The 18,590-nt window shown below is 71.6% G+C and carries 17 protein-coding genes; 14 read left to right on the forward strand and 3 right to left on the reverse strand.

The annotated features are described in order from the left end of the window. Positions 1-18 precede the first annotated feature (18 nt). The 7 genes from IE247_RS23490 (at position 19) to IE247_RS23520 (ending at position 9,332) form a co-directional block, all read left to right on the forward strand. Positions 19-1,965 (forward strand): acyl-CoA dehydrogenase family protein, encoded by a 1,947-nt coding sequence (locus IE247_RS23490; RefSeq protein WP_190125227.1) that lies wholly within the window; start codon positions 19-21, stop codon positions 1,963-1,965. Positions 1,966-2,117: 152 nt separating this feature from the next. Next, a complete protein-coding gene (gene dxr / locus IE247_RS23495; protein WP_190125228.1) occupies positions 2,118-3,368 on the forward strand; it encodes a 1-deoxy-D-xylulose-5-phosphate reductoisomerase in 1,251 nt (416 codons plus the stop codon). Beyond that, positions 3,365-4,666 (forward strand): M50 family metallopeptidase, encoded by a 1,302-nt coding sequence (locus IE247_RS23500; RefSeq protein ID WP_190125229.1) that lies wholly within the window; start codon positions 3,365-3,367, stop codon positions 4,664-4,666. Before dxr ends, IE247_RS23500 begins: the two co-directional genes overlap by 4 nt. A 174-nt stretch (positions 4,667-4,840) precedes the next feature. Next, on the forward strand, positions 4,841-5,995 hold the full coding sequence (gene ispG, locus IE247_RS23505; RefSeq protein ID WP_190125230.1) for a flavodoxin-dependent (E)-4-hydroxy-3-methylbut-2-enyl-diphosphate synthase: 1,155 nt from the start codon (positions 4,841-4,843) through the stop codon (positions 5,993-5,995). A gap of 124 nt (positions 5,996-6,119) precedes the next feature. Continuing rightward, entirely contained in the window at positions 6,120-6,962 is an 843-nt protein-coding gene (locus IE247_RS23510; RefSeq protein ID WP_190125279.1) for a GNAT family N-acetyltransferase, read from the forward strand. 54 nt (positions 6,963-7,016) lie between these two features. Further along, positions 7,017-7,565 carry a GNAT family N-acetyltransferase gene (locus tag IE247_RS23515; protein WP_190125231.1) on the forward strand — a complete coding sequence of 183 codons (549 nt, stop codon included), beginning with the start codon at positions 7,017-7,019 and terminating at the stop codon, positions 7,563-7,565. A 69-nt stretch (positions 7,566-7,634) separates the two neighbouring features. After that, positions 7,635-9,332 carry a proline--tRNA ligase gene (locus tag IE247_RS23520; RefSeq protein WP_190125232.1) on the forward strand — a complete coding sequence of 566 codons (1,698 nt, stop codon included), beginning with the start codon at positions 7,635-7,637 and terminating at the stop codon, positions 9,330-9,332. 162 nt (positions 9,333-9,494) lie between these two features. Here IE247_RS23520 and IE247_RS23525 read toward each other — a convergent pair whose 3' ends face one another. The 3 genes from IE247_RS23525 to IE247_RS23535 are packed head-to-tail and all read right to left on the reverse strand — an operon-like array spanning position 9,495 to position 11,338. Next, positions 9,495-10,364, reverse strand: a complete 870-nt coding sequence (locus tag IE247_RS23525; protein ID WP_190125233.1) for an aminoglycoside phosphotransferase family protein — start codon at positions 10,362-10,364, stop codon at positions 9,495-9,497. A gap of 48 nt (positions 10,365-10,412) precedes the next feature. After that, entirely contained in the window at positions 10,413-10,853 is a 441-nt protein-coding gene (locus tag IE247_RS23530; RefSeq protein WP_190125234.1) for a ferritin-like domain-containing protein, read from the reverse strand. Further along, a complete protein-coding gene (locus tag IE247_RS23535; RefSeq protein WP_190125235.1) occupies positions 10,850-11,338 on the reverse strand; it encodes a hypothetical protein in 489 nt (162 codons plus the stop codon). The genes IE247_RS23530 and IE247_RS23535 overlap by 4 nt, the downstream gene beginning before the upstream one ends. Before the next feature lie 175 nt (positions 11,339-11,513). Between IE247_RS23535 and rimP the strand changes: the two genes are divergently transcribed. From rimP to truB, 7 genes are all read left to right on the forward strand, one after another. Then, a complete protein-coding gene (rimP, locus tag IE247_RS23540) occupies positions 11,514-12,011 on the forward strand; it encodes a ribosome maturation factor RimP (RefSeq protein ID WP_190125236.1) in 498 nt (165 codons plus the stop codon). 2 nt (positions 12,012-12,013) lie between these two features. Beyond that, on the forward strand, positions 12,014-13,024 hold the full coding sequence (nusA, locus tag IE247_RS23545) for a transcription termination factor NusA (RefSeq protein ID WP_190125237.1): 1,011 nt from the start codon (positions 12,014-12,016) through the stop codon (positions 13,022-13,024). A 181-nt stretch (positions 13,025-13,205) separates the two neighbouring features. Next, positions 13,206-13,508, forward strand: coding sequence for a YlxR family protein (locus tag IE247_RS23550; RefSeq protein WP_190125238.1), 303 nt, complete (start codon positions 13,206-13,208; stop codon positions 13,506-13,508). Positions 13,509-13,656: 148 nt separating this feature from the next. After that, on the forward strand, positions 13,657-16,788 hold the full coding sequence (gene infB / locus IE247_RS23555; protein WP_190125239.1) for a translation initiation factor IF-2: 3,132 nt from the start codon (positions 13,657-13,659) through the stop codon (positions 16,786-16,788). A 93-nt stretch (positions 16,789-16,881) separates the two neighbouring features. Further along, complete coding sequence (locus IE247_RS23560; protein WP_190125240.1) at positions 16,882-17,175, forward strand: DUF503 domain-containing protein; 294 nt, start codon at positions 16,882-16,884, stop codon at positions 17,173-17,175. Positions 17,176-17,209: 34 nt separating this feature from the next. Then, positions 17,210-17,653 (forward strand): 30S ribosome-binding factor RbfA, encoded by a 444-nt coding sequence (gene rbfA / locus IE247_RS23565; RefSeq protein WP_190125241.1) that lies wholly within the window; start codon positions 17,210-17,212, stop codon positions 17,651-17,653. Further along, positions 17,650-18,549 (forward strand): tRNA pseudouridine(55) synthase TruB, encoded by a 900-nt coding sequence (gene truB, locus IE247_RS23570; protein WP_190125242.1) that lies wholly within the window; start codon positions 17,650-17,652, stop codon positions 18,547-18,549. The genes rbfA and truB overlap by 4 nt, the downstream gene beginning before the upstream one ends. Positions 18,550-18,590 lie beyond the last annotated feature (41 nt).

Here is an 18,590-nt window from a genome sequence, read left to right on the forward strand (position 1 = left end):
CGCGGCGAGGTGAACCCCATGACCGCCCCACTGGAGAAGAACCGGCCCCCCAAGGTCACCGAGCAGGAGGCGCGGCAGGTCGCCGAGGCCGCCCGGGAGCGGGACTGGCGCAGACCGAGCTTCGCCAAGGAGCTGTTCCTCGGCCGTTTCCGGCTCGATCTGATCCATCCGCACCCCCTCCCGGCCGCCGAGGACGTCCGGCGCGGCGAGGAGTTCCTCGCCCGGCTGCGGGAGTTCTGCGAGACCCGGATCGACGGGGCGCTCATCGAGCGCGAGGCCCGTATCCCCGACGAGGTGATCAACGGGCTCAGGGAGCTGGGCGCGCTCGGTATGAAGATCGACATCAAGTACGGCGGTCTCGGTCTCACCCAGGTGTACTACAACAAGGCCCTCGCCCTGATCGGCTCGGCCAGCCCGGCCGTCGGCGCGCTGCTCTCTGCCCATCAGTCGATCGGTGTGCCACAGCCGCTGAAGACCTTCGGCACCGAGGAGCAGAAGGCCGCCTTCCTGCCCCGCCTCGCCCGTCACGACATCTCGGCCTTCCTCCTCACCGAGCCCGATGTGGGCTCCGACCCCGCCCGGCTGGCCACCACGGCCGTGCCCGACGGCGACGACTACGTCCTGGACGGCGTGAAGCTGTGGACCACCAACGGGGTCGTCGCCGACCTCCTGGTGGTGATGGCCCGGGTCCCGGAGTCCGAGGGCCACCGGGGCGGCATCACCGCCTTCGTGGTCGAGGCGGCCTCCGAGGGCATCACCGTCGAGCACCGCAACGCCTTCATGGGACTGCGCGGCCTGGAGAACGGCGTCACCCGCTTCCACCGGGTCCGGGTCCCGGCCGCCCAGCGCATCGGCCCCGAGGGCGCGGGTCTCAAGATCGCCCTCACCACCCTCAACACCGGGCGTCTCTCCCTCCCCGCGATGTGTGTGGGCGCGGGGAAGTGGTGTCTGAAAATCGCCCGTGAATGGTCGGCGGAGCGTGAGCAGTGGGGGAGACCGGTCGCCCGGCACGAGGCCGTCGGCGCGAAGATCTCCTTCATCGCCGCCACCACCTTCGCCCTCGAAGCCGTGCTCGACCTCTCCTCCCAGCTGGCCGACGAGGACCGCAACGACATCCGGATCGAGGCGGCCCTCGCCAAGCTGTACGGCTCCGAGATGGCCTGGCTGATGGCCGACGAACTGGTCCAGATCCGCGGCGGCCGGGGCTTCGAGACCGCCGACTCGCTCGCGGCCCGCGGCGAGCGCCCGGTCCCGGCCGAGCAGCTGCTCCGCGATCTGCGCATCAACCGGATCTTCGAGGGCTCCACCGAGATCATGCATCTGCTGATCGCCCGCGAGGCGGTCGACGCCCATCTCTCGGTGGCCGGCGACCTCATCGACCCCGATGTCCCGCTCGGCGACAGGGCCAGAGCGGGCGGCCGGGCCACCGCCTTCTACGCCCGCTGGCTCCCCCAGCTGGTCGCGGGCCCCGGCGGGCTGCCGGGCTCGTACCGCGAATTCCACCCGAAGGGCCACCCGGACCTCGCCGTCCATCTGCGGTACGTTGAACGCTCGGCCCGCAAGCTCGCCCGCTCCACGTTCTACGGGATGTCCCGCTGGCAGGGCCGGATGGAGACCAAACAGGGCTTCCTCGGCAGGATCGTCGACATCGGGGCCGAACTCTTCGCGATGAGCGCCGCCTGTGTGCGGGCGGAGCTGCTGCGGAGCGGGGACGGGCCGGGACGGGAGGCGTACCAGCTGGCCGACGTGTTCTGCCGGCAGGCCCGGATCCGGGTGGAGGAGCTGTTCACCCGGCTGTGGTCGAACACCGACGACATCGACCACCGGGTCGTGGAAGGGGTGCTCTCGGGCCGGTACACCTGGCTGGAGGAGGGCATCGTCGACCCCAGCGGCGAGGGCCCCTGGATCGCGGACGCCACCCCGGGCCCCTCCGCCGAGGAGAACGTCCACCGCCCGATCCCCTGACCGCCCCGACCCGTCCCCGCCCCGTCTCCGCCCTGTCCCCGGGCCGTCCCCTGGCCGCCTCCGACCCGTCCCCGAACCGTCTCCGGCCCCCGAAGGCACCCCGTACCGGCACCGCTGTCCTGGAGCGGTGTCTTTACGGCCACAATGGGGGGATGAGCGACAGCCCATCTCCCCTCGCCGACCCGCACCTCGCCTTCGATCCGACCGAAGGGCGCCGGGACATCGTCGTCCTCGGCTCCACCGGCTCCATCGGAACCCAGGCCATCGACCTCGTCCTGCGCAACCCCGACCGCTTCCGCGTCACCGCGCTCTCCGCCGCCGGCGGACGGGTCGGGCTGCTCGCGGAGCAGGCCAGGCGGCTGCGGGTCGAGACGGTCGCGGTCGCCCGCGAGGAGGCCGTCCCCGCGCTGCGCGAGGCGCTGGCGGCCGAGTACGGCTCCGAGCCGCTGCCCGAGATCCTCGCCGGGCCGACGGCGGCCGCCGAACTCGCGGCCTCCGAGTGCCACACCGTGCTCAACGGCATCACCGGCTCCATCGGCCTCGCGCCCACCCTCGCCGCGCTCACGGCGGGCCGCACCCTGGCCCTCGCCAACAAGGAGTCGCTCATCGTCGGCGGGCCGCTGGTGAAGGCCGTCGCGGCGCCCGGCCAGATCATCCCGGTGGACTCCGAGCACACCGCCATCTTCCAGTCGCTGGCCGCCGGCACCCGCGCCGACGTCCGCAAGCTGATCGTCACCGCCTCCGGCGGCCCCTTCCGCGGCCGCACCCGGGCCGAGCTGGCCGACGTCACCCCCGCCGCCGCCCTCGCCCACCCCACCTGGGCCATGGGCCCGGTGATCACGGTCAACAGCGCGACCCTGGTCAACAAGGGCCTGGAGGTCATCGAGGCGCACCTCCTCTACGACGTGCCCTTCGACCGCATCGAGGTCGTCGTCCACCCCCAGTCGTACGTCCACTCGATGGTGGAGTTCACCGACGGCTCCACCATCGCCCAGGCCACCCCGCCCGACATGACCGGCTCGATCGCGGTCGGCATCGGCTGGCCCGAGCGGGTCCCCGACGCGGCCCCGTCCTTCGACTGGACCAAGGCCTCCTCCTGGGAATTCCTCCCCCTCGACACCGAGGCCTTCCCCTCCGTGGGACTCGCCCGCCGGGTGGGGGAGCTGGGCGGCACCGCCCCGGCGGTGTTCAATGCCGCGAACGAGGAGTGCGTGGACGCGTTTCTCGCCGGACGGCTGCCGTTCAACGGAATCATGGATACGGTCACCGAAGTCGTCGCCGAACACGGAGCGCCCACCGGGGGAACTCCGCTGACGGTGTCGGACGTCCTGGAAGCGGAGAGCTGGGCCCGGGCCAGGGCCCGGGAACTGGCAGGCAAAGCCACAGCGGAGGCGCGCGCATGACGTTGCTGTTGACGGTCCTCGGCATAGCGCTGTTCGCCGTGGGGCTGCTGTTCTCCATCGCCTTCCACGAGCTGGGCCATCTCTCGACGGCCAAGCTCTTCGGCATCCGGGTCCCCCAGTACATGGTCGGCTTCGGCCCGACCCTGTGGTCCCGCACCAAGGGCGAGACGGAGTACGGCGTCAAGGCCATCCCCATGGGCGGCTACATCCGCATGATCGGGATGTTCCCGCCCGGCGCGGACGGCCGGGTCGAGGCCCGCTCCACCTCGCCCTGGCGCGGCATGATCGAGGACGCCAGGACCGCCGCGTACGAGGAACTCCAGCCGGGCGACGAGAAGCGGCTCTTCTACACGCGCAAGCCGTGGAAGCGCGTGATCGTCATGTTCGCCGGGCCGTTCATGAATCTGATCCTCGCCGTCGCGATCTTCCTCGGCGTCGCCATGGGCTTCGGCTTCGCCACCCAGACCACCGAGGTCGCGGGCGTCCCCCAGTGCGTCATCGCGCAGAGCGAGGACCGTACGAAGTGCGCCCCCGGCGACCCCGCGTCCCCCGCCGAGGCGGCCGGACTCAAGGTCGGCGACAAGATCGTCGCCTTCGACGGCAAGCCGGTGAACGACTGGGCAGGACTCTCCGGCCTGATCCGCGACACCACCGGCAGCGCCGAAGTCACCATCGAGCGCGACGGCGAGCGGCAGACCCTGCGCGCCGACCTGATCACCAACAAGGTCGTCGCGAAGGACTCCGACGGCGAGGTCGTCCCCGGCAAGTTCGTGGAGGCCGGCTACCTCGGCTTCGCCGCCAGGACCGAGATCATGCCGCTCTCCTTCCCCGACTCCGTCGACCGCATGGGCGGCATGCTGGAGAACGGGGTGGAGTCGATCATCGCGCTCCCCGCCAAGGTCCCCGACCTGTGGAACGCGGCCTTCGGCGACGGCGAACGCAAGGACGACTCCCCGGTCGGCGTCGTCGGCGCGGCCCGCATCAGCGGCGAGGTGATGAACCTCGACGTCCCCACCCAGAACATCGTGGCCAGCTTCATGCTGCTGCTCGCGGGCTTCAACCTCTCGCTCTTCCTCTTCAACATGCTGCCGCTGCTGCCGCTGGACGGCGGACACATCGCGGGAGCCCTCTGGGAGTCCGCCCGCCGCAAGGTCGCCCGCCTCTTCAAGCGGCCCGACCCCGGCCCCTTCGACGTCGCCAAGCTGATGCCGGTCGCCTATGTGGTCGCGGGGATCTTCATCTGCTTCACCCTGCTGGTGCTCGTCGCGGACATCGTCAACCCGGTCAAGATCAGCTGATCCGCCGACGGGTCCCCACCCGGCCGGGCACACGGCGCTCCCGGTGCCCGGCCGCTCATCAATCCGGCGGATTCTCCGCGCGCGATGTGCTTGTCGTAACCGAGGTGCCGTAATCTCGAACCCTGGAGCCCGCCGATTCGGGACCTCGATCCACACCTTGGGGTTGCACAGCACATGACCGCGATTTCTCTCGGTATGCCTTCCGTTCCGACCAAACTCGCCGACCGGCGGGTCACCCGGAAGATTCAGGTCGGCTCGGTCGCCGTCGGCGGCGACGCCCCCGTCTCCGTGCAGTCGATGACGACCACACGGACCTCCGACATCGGCGCCACCCTCCAGCAGATCGCCGAGCTGACCGCCTCCGGCTGCCAGATCGTCCGGGTCGCCTGCCCCACCCAGGACGACGCCGACGCGCTCTCCGTGATCGCCCGCAAGTCGCAGATCCCGGTCATCGCCGACATCCACTTCCAGCCGAAGTACGTCTTCGCCGCCATCGACGCCGGCTGCGCCGCGGTCCGGGTGAACCCCGGCAACATCAAGCAGTTCGACGACAAGGTCAAGGAGATCGCCGCGGCGGCCTCCGCCTCCCGCACCCCGATCCGCATCGGCGTCAACGCCGGCTCGCTCGACGCGCGGCTGCTGGCGAAGTACGGCAAGGCCACCCCCGAGGCGCTCGTCGAGTCCGCCCTCTGGGAGGCCTCCCTCTTCGAGGAGCACGGCTTCCAGGACATCAAGATCTCGGTCAAGCACAACGACCCGGTCGTGATGGTCAACGCCTACCGCCAGCTCGCCGCCCAGTGCGACTACCCGCTGCACCTCGGCGTCACCGAGGCCGGCCCCGCCTTCCAGGGCACCATCAAGTCCGCCGTCGCCTTCGGCGCGCTGCTCAGCGAGGGCATCGGCGACACCATCCGCGTCTCCCTCTCCGCGCCCCCGGCCGAAGAGGTCAAGGTCGGCATCCAGATCCTGGAGTCGCTCAACCTCCGCCAGCGCCGGCTGGAGATCGTCTCCTGTCCGTCCTGCGGCCGCGCCCAGGTCGATGTCTACAAGCTCGCCGACGAGGTCACCGCGGGCCTGGAGGGCATGGAGGTGCCGCTCCGCGTCGCCGTCATGGGCTGTGTCGTCAATGGGCCCGGCGAGGCCCGCGAGGCCGACCTCGGAGTGGCCTCCGGCAATGGCAAGGGACAGATCTTCGTGAAGGGCGAGGTCATCAAGACCGTGCCCGAGTCCAAGATCGTCGAAACCCTGATCGAAGAGGCGATGAAGCTCGCCGAGCAGATGGAGAAGGACGGCATCCCCTCCGGGGAGCCCACCGTCTCCATCAGCTGACACCCTTCCACCGGGGCCCCGCCCGCGCCGTCGCGCGAGCGGGGCCCCGCTGTGCGCTCGGCACCCGGCCCACCTGGCGGGTACAGTGCGGAGATCGGCAGACAGCAGGTGAGGCCCCCTCGTGTTGACGCAGACCACCACCCGGGTCCTCGAACCCAGCGACCTCGGCGCAGCGCTCGCCGTCCTGGAGAGCGAGCCCGTCGCGAACGCCTTTGTGACCTCGCGCGTCCAGGTCGCCGGGCTCGACCCCTGGCGGCTCGGCGGTGAGATGTGGGGCTGGTACGCCGACGGACGGCTCCGCTCCCTGTGCTACTCCGGCGCCAACCTCGTCCCCATCTGCGCCACCCCCGAGGCCGTCCGCGCCTTCGCCGACCGAGCCCGCAGGGCCGGCCGCCGCTGCTCCTCCATCGTCGGCCCCGCCGAACCCACCGCCCTCCTGTGGCGGCTCCTCGAACCCAGCTGGGGCCCCGCCAGGGACGTACGCCCGAGACAGCCCCTGATGGTCACCGACCGGCTCCCCGCCGACATCCGGCCCGACCCCTACGTCCGCCGGATCCGCAAGGACGAGATGGACGTGATCATGCCCGCCTGCGTGGCCATGTTCACCGAGGAGGTCGGCGTCTCGCCGATGGCCGGGGACGGCGGACTCCTCTACCAGGCCCGGGTCGCCGAGCTGGTCGGCGCGGGCCGCTCCTTCGCCCGCATCGAGGACGGCCGGGTCGTCTTCAAGGCCGAGATCGGGGCCGCGACCACCCAGGCCTGCCAGATCCAGGGCGTCTGGGTGGACCCCGAGTTCCGGGGCCGCGGACTCTCCGAGACCGGTATGGCCGCCGTACTGCGCTACGCCCTCGCCGATGTCGCACCCGTCGTCAGCCTGTACGTCAACGACTACAACACCGCCGCGAGGGCCGCGTACCGCCGTGTCGGCTTCGAGGAGACCGGCGCCTTCATGAGCGTGCTGTTCTGACCGTTCCCCAGTGCGCCGTCCCGGCCCGGGACGGCGGCAAGTAGGGTTCCGCCCATGGCAGCCCTTCCCGATGTCGTGGTCGAGCCGGTCGACCTCAGCGCCCGCATCGACGAGGCCCTCGCGGTGCAGGCCCTCGCCTTCGGGCTCACCGCCGACGAGATCGAGGTGCGCCGCCACATCGTCCACCGGCATCTCCTGACGCCCGGGGCCCGCGCGCTCGGCGCGCTCACCGCCACCGGCCGGCTCGTCGGCTTCGTCTACGGCATGCCGAACGACCGCAGGCACTGGTGGTCCACGATCGTGGAGCCCTATCTGCGCCGCACCGGCGACGAGGAGTGGCTCACGGACTCCTTCGTGATCACCGAACTCCATGTCCACCCCGCCTTCCAGGCCCGCGGCATCGGCCGCACCCTGATCACCACGATCACCGACGCGGCGGACGAGCCCCGCTCGATCCTCTCCGCGATCGACATCGAGTCACCGGCCCGCGGCCTCTACCGCCGGCTGGGGTACGAGGACCTCGCCCGCCGTGTCCTGTTCCCCAGCGCGCCGAGTCCGTACGCCGTGATGGGGGCCCGGCTGCCCCTCCTGCGCGACAACTGATTTCCGCCCTCACCCGCCGCCCGGCTAACCTCTCGGACACCACCCTTTCTTGACGCAGGAGAGTTCCCCATGGCAGCCCAGGTCCAGCGCATGTCCCGTCTGATGGTCAAGACACTGCGCGACGACCCCGCGGACGCCGAGACACTCAGCCACAAACTGCTGGTCCGCGCGGGCTACGTCCGGCGCAACGCGGCCGGCATCTGGTCCTGGCTGCCGCTCGGCAAGCAGGTGCTGGAGAACGTCACCCGCGTGGTGCGCGAGGAGATGGACGCGATCGGCGGGCAGGAGGTCCTGCTCCCCGCCCTGCTGCCGAAGGAGCCCTACGAGGCGTCCGGCCGCTGGGAGGAGTACGGCCCGGAGCTGTTCCGGCTCAAGGACCGCAAGGGCGCCGAGTATCTGCTCGGCCCGACCCACGAAGAGATCTTCACCCTCCTCGTCAAGGACCAGTGCACGTCCTACAAGGACCTGCCGGTCACCCTCTACCAGATCCAGACGAAGTACCGCGACGAGGCCCGCCCGCGCTCGGGCATCCTGCGCAGCCGCGAGTTCCTGATGAAGGACTCGTACTCCTTCGACACCACGGACGAGGGCCTGGCCGAGTCGTACGCGCTCCACCGCGGGGCGTACATCAAGATCTTCCAGCGGCTCGGTCTCGACCACCGTGTCGTCTCCGCCGTCTCGGGCGCGATGGGCGGCTCCGCGTCGGAGGAGTTCCTGGCCCCGGCCGCGGCCGGCGAGGACACCTTCGCCGACTGTCCCTCCTGCGAGTACGCGGCCAACACGGAGGCCGTGACCTTCACCGCCGCCGCGGCCGAGACCGCCGAGCACCCGGCGGCCGAGGAGATCGACACCCCCGACACGCCCACCATCGAGACCCTCGCCCAGCACCTGGGCGTGCCCGCCTCCGCCACCCTGAAGAACCTCCTGGTCAAGGTCGACGGCGAGATCGTCGCGGTGGGCGTCCCCGGTCACCGCGAGGTCGACCTCGGCAAGCTCTCCGACCACCTCGCGCCCGCCCAGGTCGAGCTCGTCACCGCCGAGGACTTCACCGGCCGCCCCGACCTGGTGCGCGGCTACGTCGGCCCGCAGGGCCTGGAGAAGGTCCGCTACCTCGCCGACCCCCGGGTCGCCGCAGGCACCGCGTGGATCACCGGCGCCAACAAGGACGGCGTCCACGCGAAGAACGTCGTCGCCGGGCGTGACTTCACCGTCGACGAGTACGCCGACGTCGTCGTCGTCGAGGACGGCGACCCGTGCCCCCGCTGCGGCACGGGCCTGAAGCTCGACCGCGCCATCGAGATCGGCCACATCTTCCAGCTCGGCCGCAAGTACGCGGACGCCTTCCAGCTCGACGTCCTCGGCCAGAACGGCAAGCCCACCCGGGTGACCATGGGCTCCTACGGCGTCGGCGTCTCGCGCGCCGTGGCCGCCCTGGCCGAGCAGACCGCCGACGAGAAGGGCCTCTGCTGGCCCGCCGAGATCGCCCCCGCCGACGTCCACGTCGTGGCCGCCGGCAAGGCCGTCCAGATCGAACTGGCCCTCGACGTCGCCGAGCGGCTCGCCGCCGCCGGGCTCCGCGTCCTCGTCGACGAGCGCCCCGGCGTCTCCCCCGGCGTCAAGTTCACCGACGCCGAACTGATCGGCGTCCCCAAGATCCTCGTCGCCGGCCGCCGCTCCGCCGAAGGCGTCCTCGAACTCAAGGACCGCCGCACCGGCGAGCGCGAAGAACTCCCCGCCGCCGAGGCGATCGCCCGCCTGAGCGCCTGACATCCCGAAAACGCCCCGGGCGGGAGGGAGACCGAGTGTCTCCCTCCCGCCCGGGGCGTCGATGTCAGCCCGTCTGAGGGTCCCCCGGCGGAGCCTGGGGGAGTTTGAGGACGGACCCCCAAGTACGGCGACCCGCACAGCACAGGGCGTCAATCCCCCATCTCACAGCCAAGAGGCGAACTCCAGCGTCGCCTCCCCCTCCCGCACCCTCCCCGCCCCCATCGCCCGCATCCCCGACTCCACCGCCCGGAACAGCCCCCACCCCCGCAGCCGCTCCGGATCCACCTCCAGCGAGTTGGCGAGCCGGTTCACCCGGCGGCGGGCCGCCGAGGCCCCGGCGGCCGAGGCGATCAGATCCTCGGCCCGGTCCCTGACCAGCCGCCCGAGGTCGTAGGCGCGCTCGCCCACCACCGGCTCGGGTCCCACCGCGAGCCAGGGGGTGCGGTCCGCCGCGAGGACCTTGCCCTGGCGGAAGGAGCCGTGGAGCAGAAAGGTCTCGGCGGAGTCCGACACCAGCCGGTCCCGGGCCTCCAGGGCCGCCGCCGCCAGCGGGTCGTCCATCTCCCGCAGCGCCGACGCCTGCCGGGCCGTACGCTCCGCCACCGTCTCGAAGCCGTGCCCCGGCGGGGGCTCGACCCACAGCCGCCGTACGATCCCGGCCGCCTCCAGCAGCGCCTTCGCCTCCGGCAGCGACCGCAGCGAGACCTCCGGGTGCAGCCGCTCCAGCAGCAGCGCGTCACCCGCCCCCGAGACCGGGAGTGACCGCAGCGCCCCCCACCCGTCCCAGTGCTCCAGCGCCGCCCGCTCCAGCGCGGGGAAGGCCGAGGGAGGGGCGAGCTTGAGAGCTGCGGGAGTGTCGTCGGTGAGGCGTACGAGAACGATCAGACTGCTGCGGCCGCCGGGCGCGAGCACCCGCTCGACCCGGAGCCCGAGCCGCTCCACCGCCTCCTCGGCGATCCCGGCCAGCCGTCCGATCCACGCGTCGCTCTCTCCGAGCGCCCGCACCAGACGCTGGGGCGCTTCAAAACCCATGCGCGCGTAGTTCCCTTTTCCTCATTCAGGCCGGCGCACCGCCGGCCCTCACTGCTCCTGGGCCCGCTCCGCGAGCCCAGGAAAGGCTACGCCGCCGCCCCGCCACCGCGCCGACCGCACCGCCGCCTCCCGCAGCGCCACCGCGGCCTCCTGCCGCAGCGCACCGCCCCCGGCCCGTACGAGGTCGGAGTAGACGCCCGCGATCCGGTCCTCCAGGACGGCGGCGAGCCGCACCGCGGCCTCCTCGTCCGGCACCGGGAACGGCAGCGCGTAGGCGGGGGCGGCGGGCTCCGGCTCGCCGCCCAGATCGCGCACGGTGCGCGCCAGCGTGTCCCGGCGGGCCCGGTGCGCGCCGTACGCCGCGCCCGCCTCGGCCCCGCGGGCCTCGCCGACACGGGCGCCGACGACCCCGTACCCGTACACCGCCGCGTGCTCGGCGGCGAGCGCCGCCCGTACCGCGGTGAGAGCCCGGTCGGACTCCTCGCTCATCGCGAATCCCCGTTCGTCAGAAGATATGCGTGGGCGGCGCCGGCCGCCGCCACCGAGGCCAGCAGCCGGGCGAACTCCGGGTCGCCGGTGCTCTGGAGCGCCGCGCCGTGGGTGTCGGACGTACGGCGCTCCGCGTCCGCCAGCGAGGCCAGCGCGGACGGCTCGTCGGACGGCACCCGGACGGGCTCCGCCGTCCGGGTCGCCCCGCCGAGCGCGGTGACATGCTCGGACACGGAGGCCCGCAGCCCGCTGAGCCGTGCTCCCAGCCCGGGATGGCGGGCGATCGTGGCGTCGTAACGGTCGCGCAGCGCCCCGCTCGCGCCGGCCAGCCGCCGCCGCCCGGCGGCCTCCTCGGCCGCCGCGTCGGCGGCGAGGCGCTCGGCCGATTCCCCGGACGAGCCGCCCGAACAGCCGGTCAGCGCCCCGGCGGTGACCGCGCCCGTCACCACGAACAGACGTCTGCGTGTCGTCCCGGTGCGCCCCACGCGTGTCTCCCTCGACCTCGTGCCGACCTCATGGTGATCATCGCCGCAGGCGAGCGTACCCGCGGGCGCCCCTCGGGTGGACGGCAACACCCTCCGGGACCGGATACCCTTTGATTCACCACGCGACGAAACGCGACGATCCCACAACAGCACACGCGGCCGAGGAGTCACCCGGATGAGCACCACCCAGAGCGAGAGGCTGCGCGGGTTGCTGGAACCGCTCGTCAGCGCCGCCGACCTGGATCTGGAAGAGATCGAGGTCTCCCGCGCCGGGCGCCGCAGCCAGCTGAGGATCATCGTGGACTCCGACGACGGAGCCACCCTGGACGCCTGCGCCGAGCTGAGCCGCGCCATCTCCGACAAGCTGGACGAGACCGACGTCATGGGCGACGGCGAGTACGTCCTCGAAGTGAGTTCCCCCGGCGCCGAGCGCCCCCTGACCGAGCACCGCCACTACGCGCGTGCCGTCGGGCGGCTGGCCAGATTCCATCTCCACGAGGGCGGGGAGGTCGTCGCCCGCATCCTCACCGTGGACGACGAGGGACTCGACACCGAGGTGCCCGGAGTGAAGGGGCGCAAGCCCACCGCCCGCCGGATCGCCTTCGGGGAGATCGACCGGGCGCGCGTGGAGATCGAGTTCAACCGCAAGGACAAGAAGGAAGAGGAGGCGTAGCCGTGGACATCGACGTAAAGCTCCTGAAGGGCTTGGCACAAGAGAAGGAGATCCCCTTCGACCTGCTGGTCGAGGCGATCGAGTCGGCCCTCCTCATCGCGTACCACCGCACCGACGGCAGCAGCCGCCACGCCCGCGTGGTGCTCAGCCGTGACACCGGCCATGTGACCGTGTGGGCCAAGGAGGACCCGGCCGATCTGGAGGAGGGCCAGGAGCCCAAGGAGTTCGACGACACCCCGTCGGACTTCGGCCGGATCGCCGCCACCACCGCCCGCCAGGTCATCCAGCAGCGGCTGCGCGACGCCGAGAACGACGTCACCTTCGGCGAGTACGCCCGCCGCGAGGGCGATGTCGTCTCCGGCCAGGTGCAGCAGGGCAAGGACCCGAAGAACGTCCTGGTCCGGCTGGACGACAAGCTGGAGGCCATCCTGCCGGTGCAGGAGCAGGTCCCCGGCGAGGAGTACACCCACGGTCTGCGGCTGCGCACCTATGTGGTCCGGGTCGCCAGGGGTGTGCGCGGTCCGTCCGTCACGCTCTCGCGCACCCACCCCAACCTGGTGAAGAAGCTCTTCGCGCTGGAGGTCCCCGAGATCGCGGACGGCAGCGTCGAGATCGCGGCGATCGCCCGCGAGGCCGGCCACCGCTCCAAGATCGCGGTCCGCGCCATGCGCTCCGGGCTCAACGCCAAGGGCGCGTGCATCGGCCCCATGGGCGGACGTGTCCGCAATGTCATGGCCGAGCTGCACGGCGAGAAGATCGACATCGTCGACTGGTCCGACGACCCGGCCGACATGGTCGCCAACGCGCTCTCCCCGGCCCGGGTCAGCAAGGTCGAGATCGTGGACCTCGCCGCCCGCTCCGCCCGGGTGACCGTCCCCGACTACCAGCTCTCGCTGGCGATCGGCAAGGAGGGGCAGAACGCCCGTCTCGCCGCCCGTCTCACCGGCTGGCGCATCGACATCCGCCCCGACACCGAGCAGACCGACCGGGACGACAGGGACGACCGGGACTGACGGCCGCGGCGGCCCCCCGGGCACGCCCGGGAATACCCCCGGCGGAGCCCGGGGAATAAATCCGGCGCGGGATTCGTCGCATTCGGTGACACTGAGTGCGACGCCCCGCCGAGATCGAGACAACGATCGTTCGATTCTTGCCCGACGCGGGTGAGGTCGCTACGGGGAGGTAGACTTAATCGTGTCTGGCCGGACGCATGCCCGCCCACGCCCTGAACGTACATGTCCTGAACGGACATGTGTGGGGTGCCGGGAGCGAGCGGCCAAGACCGATCTGCTGCGCATCGTGGCCGCCGGAGACGAATACGTCCCCGACGATCGCGGTACGCTGCCCGGCCGGGGCGCGTATCTCCACCCCGCCACGGTCTGTCTCGATCTTGCTGTACGGCGCCGCGCGTTCCCCCGGGCCTTTCGGGGCGGGGGACCGCTCGACACCGCCGCGCTGCGAGGGCACATGGAGAAGGCAGAGCGGCAGGTTTTGTAAGAAGAAGTGCGGCACGGAGCCCCGTGCGGTCAGGTACCTCGCGAGTTGGAAGTAGGTCGAGATTGCGATGAGCACTCGATGAGTACGCGATGAGTACGCCCATGAAGTAGCGACGGTCCGGCGGTAACCCGGACCTAAAAGGAGCGAAGTGGCTAAGGTCCGGGTATACGAGCTCGCCAAGGAGTTCGGCGTAGAGAGCAAGGTCGTCATGGCCAAGCTCCAAGAACTCGGTGAATTCGTCCGTTCGGCGTCCTCGACGATCGAGGCGCCGGTTGTACGCAAGTTGACTGACGCACTGCAGGGACCCGGCTCCGCCGGCAAGTCCGCTGCCAAGCCCGGCGCGCCCCGCAAGGCCGCGCCGTCCCCCGCCCCCCGTCCGGGCGGTCCCACCCCCGGCGCGCCCTCCCCGGCCGCGCCGCGTCCGCCTGCCCCGAAGCCCGGCGCCCCGGCCCCCAAGCCGCCCGTCGCCGAGGCTCCCGTGAGCAGCGCGCCCACCACTCCGGCGGCGTCCGGCCCGCGTCCGGGTCCCAAGCCCGCCCCCGCGCGCCCCGCGGCCCCGGTGCCCCAGGCGGAGTTCTCCGCCCCGGCCCCGGCCCAGCCCGCCGCCCCGCAGGCCTCCCGTCCCGCCGCCACCCCCGGCCCGCGTCCGGCTCGTCCGGCCGCTCCCGGTGGTCAGCGTGACGGCGGTCAGCGTGACGGCGGTCAGCGCGACGGCGGCCGGGGCGGCGACCGTCCCGAGCGCCCCGCGCGTTCCGCGCCCGGCCAGGGCGGCCCCCGCCCCGGCGGCAACCGTCCGGCCGGTCCCCGTCCGGGCAACAACCCCTTCACCTCCGGTGGCTCCACCGGAATGGCGCGCCCGCAGGCGCCCCGTCCCGGCGGCGGCGCTCCGCGTCCCGGCGGCGGCGGTGCTCCCGGCGCCCCGCGTCCGCAGGGCGGCCCCGGTGGCGCTCCGCGTCCCCAGGGCGGTCAGGGCGGCGCTCGTCCGACCCCCGGTGGCATGCCTCGTCCGCAGGCCCCGCGTCCCGGCGGCGCCCCCGCCGGCAACCGCCCGAACCCGGGCATGATGCCGCAGCGTCCCGCTGCCGGTCCCCGTCCGGGTCCCGGCGGTGGCGGCGGTCGCGGTCCCGGCGCCGGTCCGGGTCGTCCCGGCGGCGGTGCCGGTGCCGGTCGTCCCGGTGGCGGCGGCGGCTTCGCCGGCCGTCCGGGCGGCGGTGGCGGCGGCGGTCGTCCCGGTGGCGGCGGCGGTGGCTTCGCCGGTCGTCCCGGCGGCGGTGGCCCCGGTGGCGGCGGCGGCTTCGGCGGCGGTCGTCCCGGCTTCGCCGGTCGTCCCGGCGGCCCCGGTGGCCGTGGCGGCACACAGGGCGCCTTCGGCCGTCCCGGCGGGCCCGCCCGTCGTGGTCGCAAGTCGAAGCGTCAGAGGCGCCAGGAGTACGAGGCCATGCAGGCCCCGTCGGTCGGCGGCGTGATGCTGCCCCGCGGTGGCGGCGAGACCATTCGCCTGTCGCGCGGCGCGTCCCTCACCGACTTCGCCGAGAAGATCAACGCCAACCCGGCGTCGCTCGTCGCGGTGATGATGAACCTCGGCGAGATGGTCACCGCGACCCAGTCCGTGACCGACGACACGCTGGTCATGCTGGCTCAGGAGATGAACTACCAGGTTCAGATCGTCAGCCCGGAGGAGGAGGACCGCGAGCTCCTGGAGTCCTTCGACATCGAGTTCGGCGAGGACGAGGGCGGCGAGGAGTTCCTCGTCTCGCGTCCCCCGGTCGTCACCGTCATGGGTCACGTCGACCACGGTAAGACCCGTCTGCTCGACGCCATCCGCAAGACGAACGTCGTCGCGGGCGAGGCCGGTGGCATCACCCAGCACATCGGCGCCTACCAGGTCGGCACCGAGGTCAACGGCGAGCACCGCAAGATCACCTTCATCGACACCCCCGGTCACGAGGCGTTCACCGCCATGCGTGCCCGTGGTGCGAAGTCCACCGACATCGCGATCCTCGTGGTCGCGGCGAACGACGGTGTGATGCCGCAGACGATCGAGGCGCTGAACCACGCCAAGGCGGCCGGTGTGCCGATCGTGGTCGCGGTCAACAAGATCGACGTCGAGGGCGCCGACCCGGTCAAGGTGCGCGGTCAGCTCACCGAGTTCGGTCTGGTCGCCGAGGAGTACGGCGGCGACACGATGTTCGTCGACATCTCCGCCAAGCAGGGTCTGCACATCGACTCCCTGCTGGAGGCCGTGGTCCTCACCGCGGACGCCTCCCTCGACCTGCGCGCCAACCCGGAGCAGGACGCACAGGGCATCGCGATCGAGGCCCACCTCGACCGCGGCCGCGGCGCCGTCGCGACCGTCCTGGTCCAGCGAGGCACGCTGCGCGTCGGCGACACGATGGTCGCGGGCGACGCCTACGGCCGAGTGCGCGCCATGCTCGACGACAAGGGCGAGAACCTGGAAGAGGCGGGTCCGTCGACCCCGGTCCTCGTCCTGGGTCTCACCAACGTCCCGGGCGCGGGCGACAACTTCCTGGTGGTGGACGAGGACCGTACGGCCCGTCAGATCGCCGAGAAGCGCGCCGCCCGTGAGCGCAACGCGGCCTTCGCCAAGCGCGTCCGCAGGGTCTCCCTGGAGGACCTGGACAAGGTGCTCAAGGCCGGCCTCGTGCAGGACCTCAACATCATCATCAAGGGTGACGCGTCCGGTTCGGTGGAGGCTCTTGAGTCCTCGCTGCTCCAGCTCGACGTCGGCGAAGAGGTCGACATCCGCGTCCTCCACCGTGGTGTGGGTGCGGTCACCGAGTCCGACATCGACCTGGCGATGGGCTCTGACGCCATCGTCATCGGCTTCAACGTCCGTGCGGCCGGCCGTGCCGCCCAGATGGCGGAGCGCGAAGGCGTCGACGTTCGGTACTACTCGGTGATCTACCAGGCCATCGAGGAGATCGAGGCGGCCCTGAAGGGTCTCCTCAAGCCGGAGTACGAAGAGGTCGAGCTGGGTACGGCGGAGATCCGCGAGGTCTTCCGCTCGTCCAAGCTGGGCAACATCGCCGGTGTCCTCATCCGCTCGGGCGAGGTCAAGCGGAACACCAAGGCGCGACTGCTGCGCGATGGCAAGGTCATCGCGGAGAGCCTCAACATCGAGGGTCTGCGCCGGTTCAAGGACGATGTCACCGAGATTCGCGAGGGCTTCGAGGGCGGTATCAACCTCGGAAACTTCAACGACATCAAGGTCGACGACGTCATCGCGACGTACGAGATGCGCGAGAAGCCGCGCGGCTGACCGTACGGCTGACGCGGAACAGTCGGCCGGGGCCGGTCGGCGGGAGAAATCCCGTCGATCGGCCCCGAACCGGCGGGACATCCGGATACATCCATGTATGTGGGGACACTGTCCTTTGATCTGCTTCTCGGTGACGTACGGTCGCTGAAGGAGAAGCGTTCCGTGGTCCGCCCGATCGTCGCCGAGCTCCAGCGGAAATTCGCGGTGAGCGTGGCGGAGACCGGGGACCAGGATCTTCACCGCAGGGCCGAAATCGGCCTGGCGGTGGTATCGGGTGACACGGGGCACCTCGCGGAAGTGCTGGACCGGTGTGAGCGCCTTGTCGCCGGCCGGCCGGAGGTGGAGCTGCTCTCGGTTCGACGCAGGCTCCACAGCGACGAAGACTGATGGCAAGGCAAGCAGGTAAGAAGGAGAAGGACCAGTGGCCGACAACGCGCGGGCGAAGAAACTGGCGGACCTCATCAGGGAAGTGGTCGCCGAGAAGTTGCAGCGTGGCATCAAGGACCCGCGGCTCGGCACTCATGTGACCATCACGGACACCCGTGTCACCGGCGATCTGCGGGAGGCCACGGTCTTCTACACGGTCTACGGGGACGACGAGGACCGGGCGAGCGCCGCGGCGGGCTTCCAGAGCGCCAAGGGCGTGCTCCGCTCGGCGGTCGGCTCGGCGGCGGGTACCAAGTTCACGCCGACGCTGACCTTCGTGGCGGACGCGCTTCCCGAGAACGCCAAGTCGATCGAGAACCTGCTGGACAAGGCACGGAGCTCGGACGCCAGGGTGCGGGAGGCGTCCTCGGGCGCGACCTACGCCGGCGAGGCGGACCCGTACCGCAAGCCGGAGGACGAGGACGAAGCCTCCGCATGACACAGCAGACCACCACCCCCGACGGCCTGGTCATCGTCGACAAGCCGTCGGGCTTCACCTCGCACGACGTCGTCGCCAAGATGCGCGGGATCGCCAGGACCCGGCGCGTCGGACACGCGGGGACGCTCGACCCCATGGCCACCGGAGTACTGGTGCTGGGCGTCGAGAGGGCGACCAAACTCCTCGGGCACCTCGCGCTCACCGAGAAGGAGTACCTGGGCACGATCCGGCTCGGCCAGAGCACCGTCACCGACGACGCCGAGGGCGAGATCACCTCGTCCACGGACGCCTCCGGGGTCACCCGGGAGGGCATCGACGCCGGTGTCGCCGCCCTGAGCGGCGCGATCATGCAGGTGCCGTCCAAGGTCAGCGCCATCAAGATCGACGGCAAGCGCTCCTACGCCCGGGTCCGGGGCGGCGAGGAGTTCGAGATCCCGGCCCGTCCGGTCACCGTCTCCTCCTTCGTGGTCTACGACGTACGGGAGGCGCAGGCGGAGGACGGCACCCCCGTCATGGACCTGGTCGTCTCGGTCGTCTGCTCCTCGGGCACCTACATCCGGGCCCTCGCCCGTGACCTCGGCGACGGACTCGGCGTGGGCGGCCATCTCACCGCCCTGCGCCGCACCCGGGTCGGCCCCTACGGACTGGACGCGGCCAAGACGCTCGACCAGCTCCAGCAGGAGCTGACCGTGATGCCGATCGCGGACGCCGCGGCGGCCGCGTTCCCCCGCTGGGACGTGGACGACCGGCGCGCCAAGCTGCTGCTCAACGGCGTACGGCTGGACATACCGTCCCACGACCGGTCGCCGGTGGCCGTCTTCGGACCGGAGGACCGCTTCCTCGCCCTGGTCGAGGAGCAGCGCGGCAAGGCCAAGAGCCTCGCCGTCTTCGGCTGAAGCCTTTCGCTGACTGCTGAGCGCTGAGCGCTGAGCGCTGA

The organism is Streptomyces inusitatus (genome assembly GCF_014651115.1).
Taxonomy (GTDB): domain Bacteria; phylum Actinomycetota; class Actinomycetes; order Streptomycetales; family Streptomycetaceae; genus Streptomyces; species Streptomyces amakusaensis.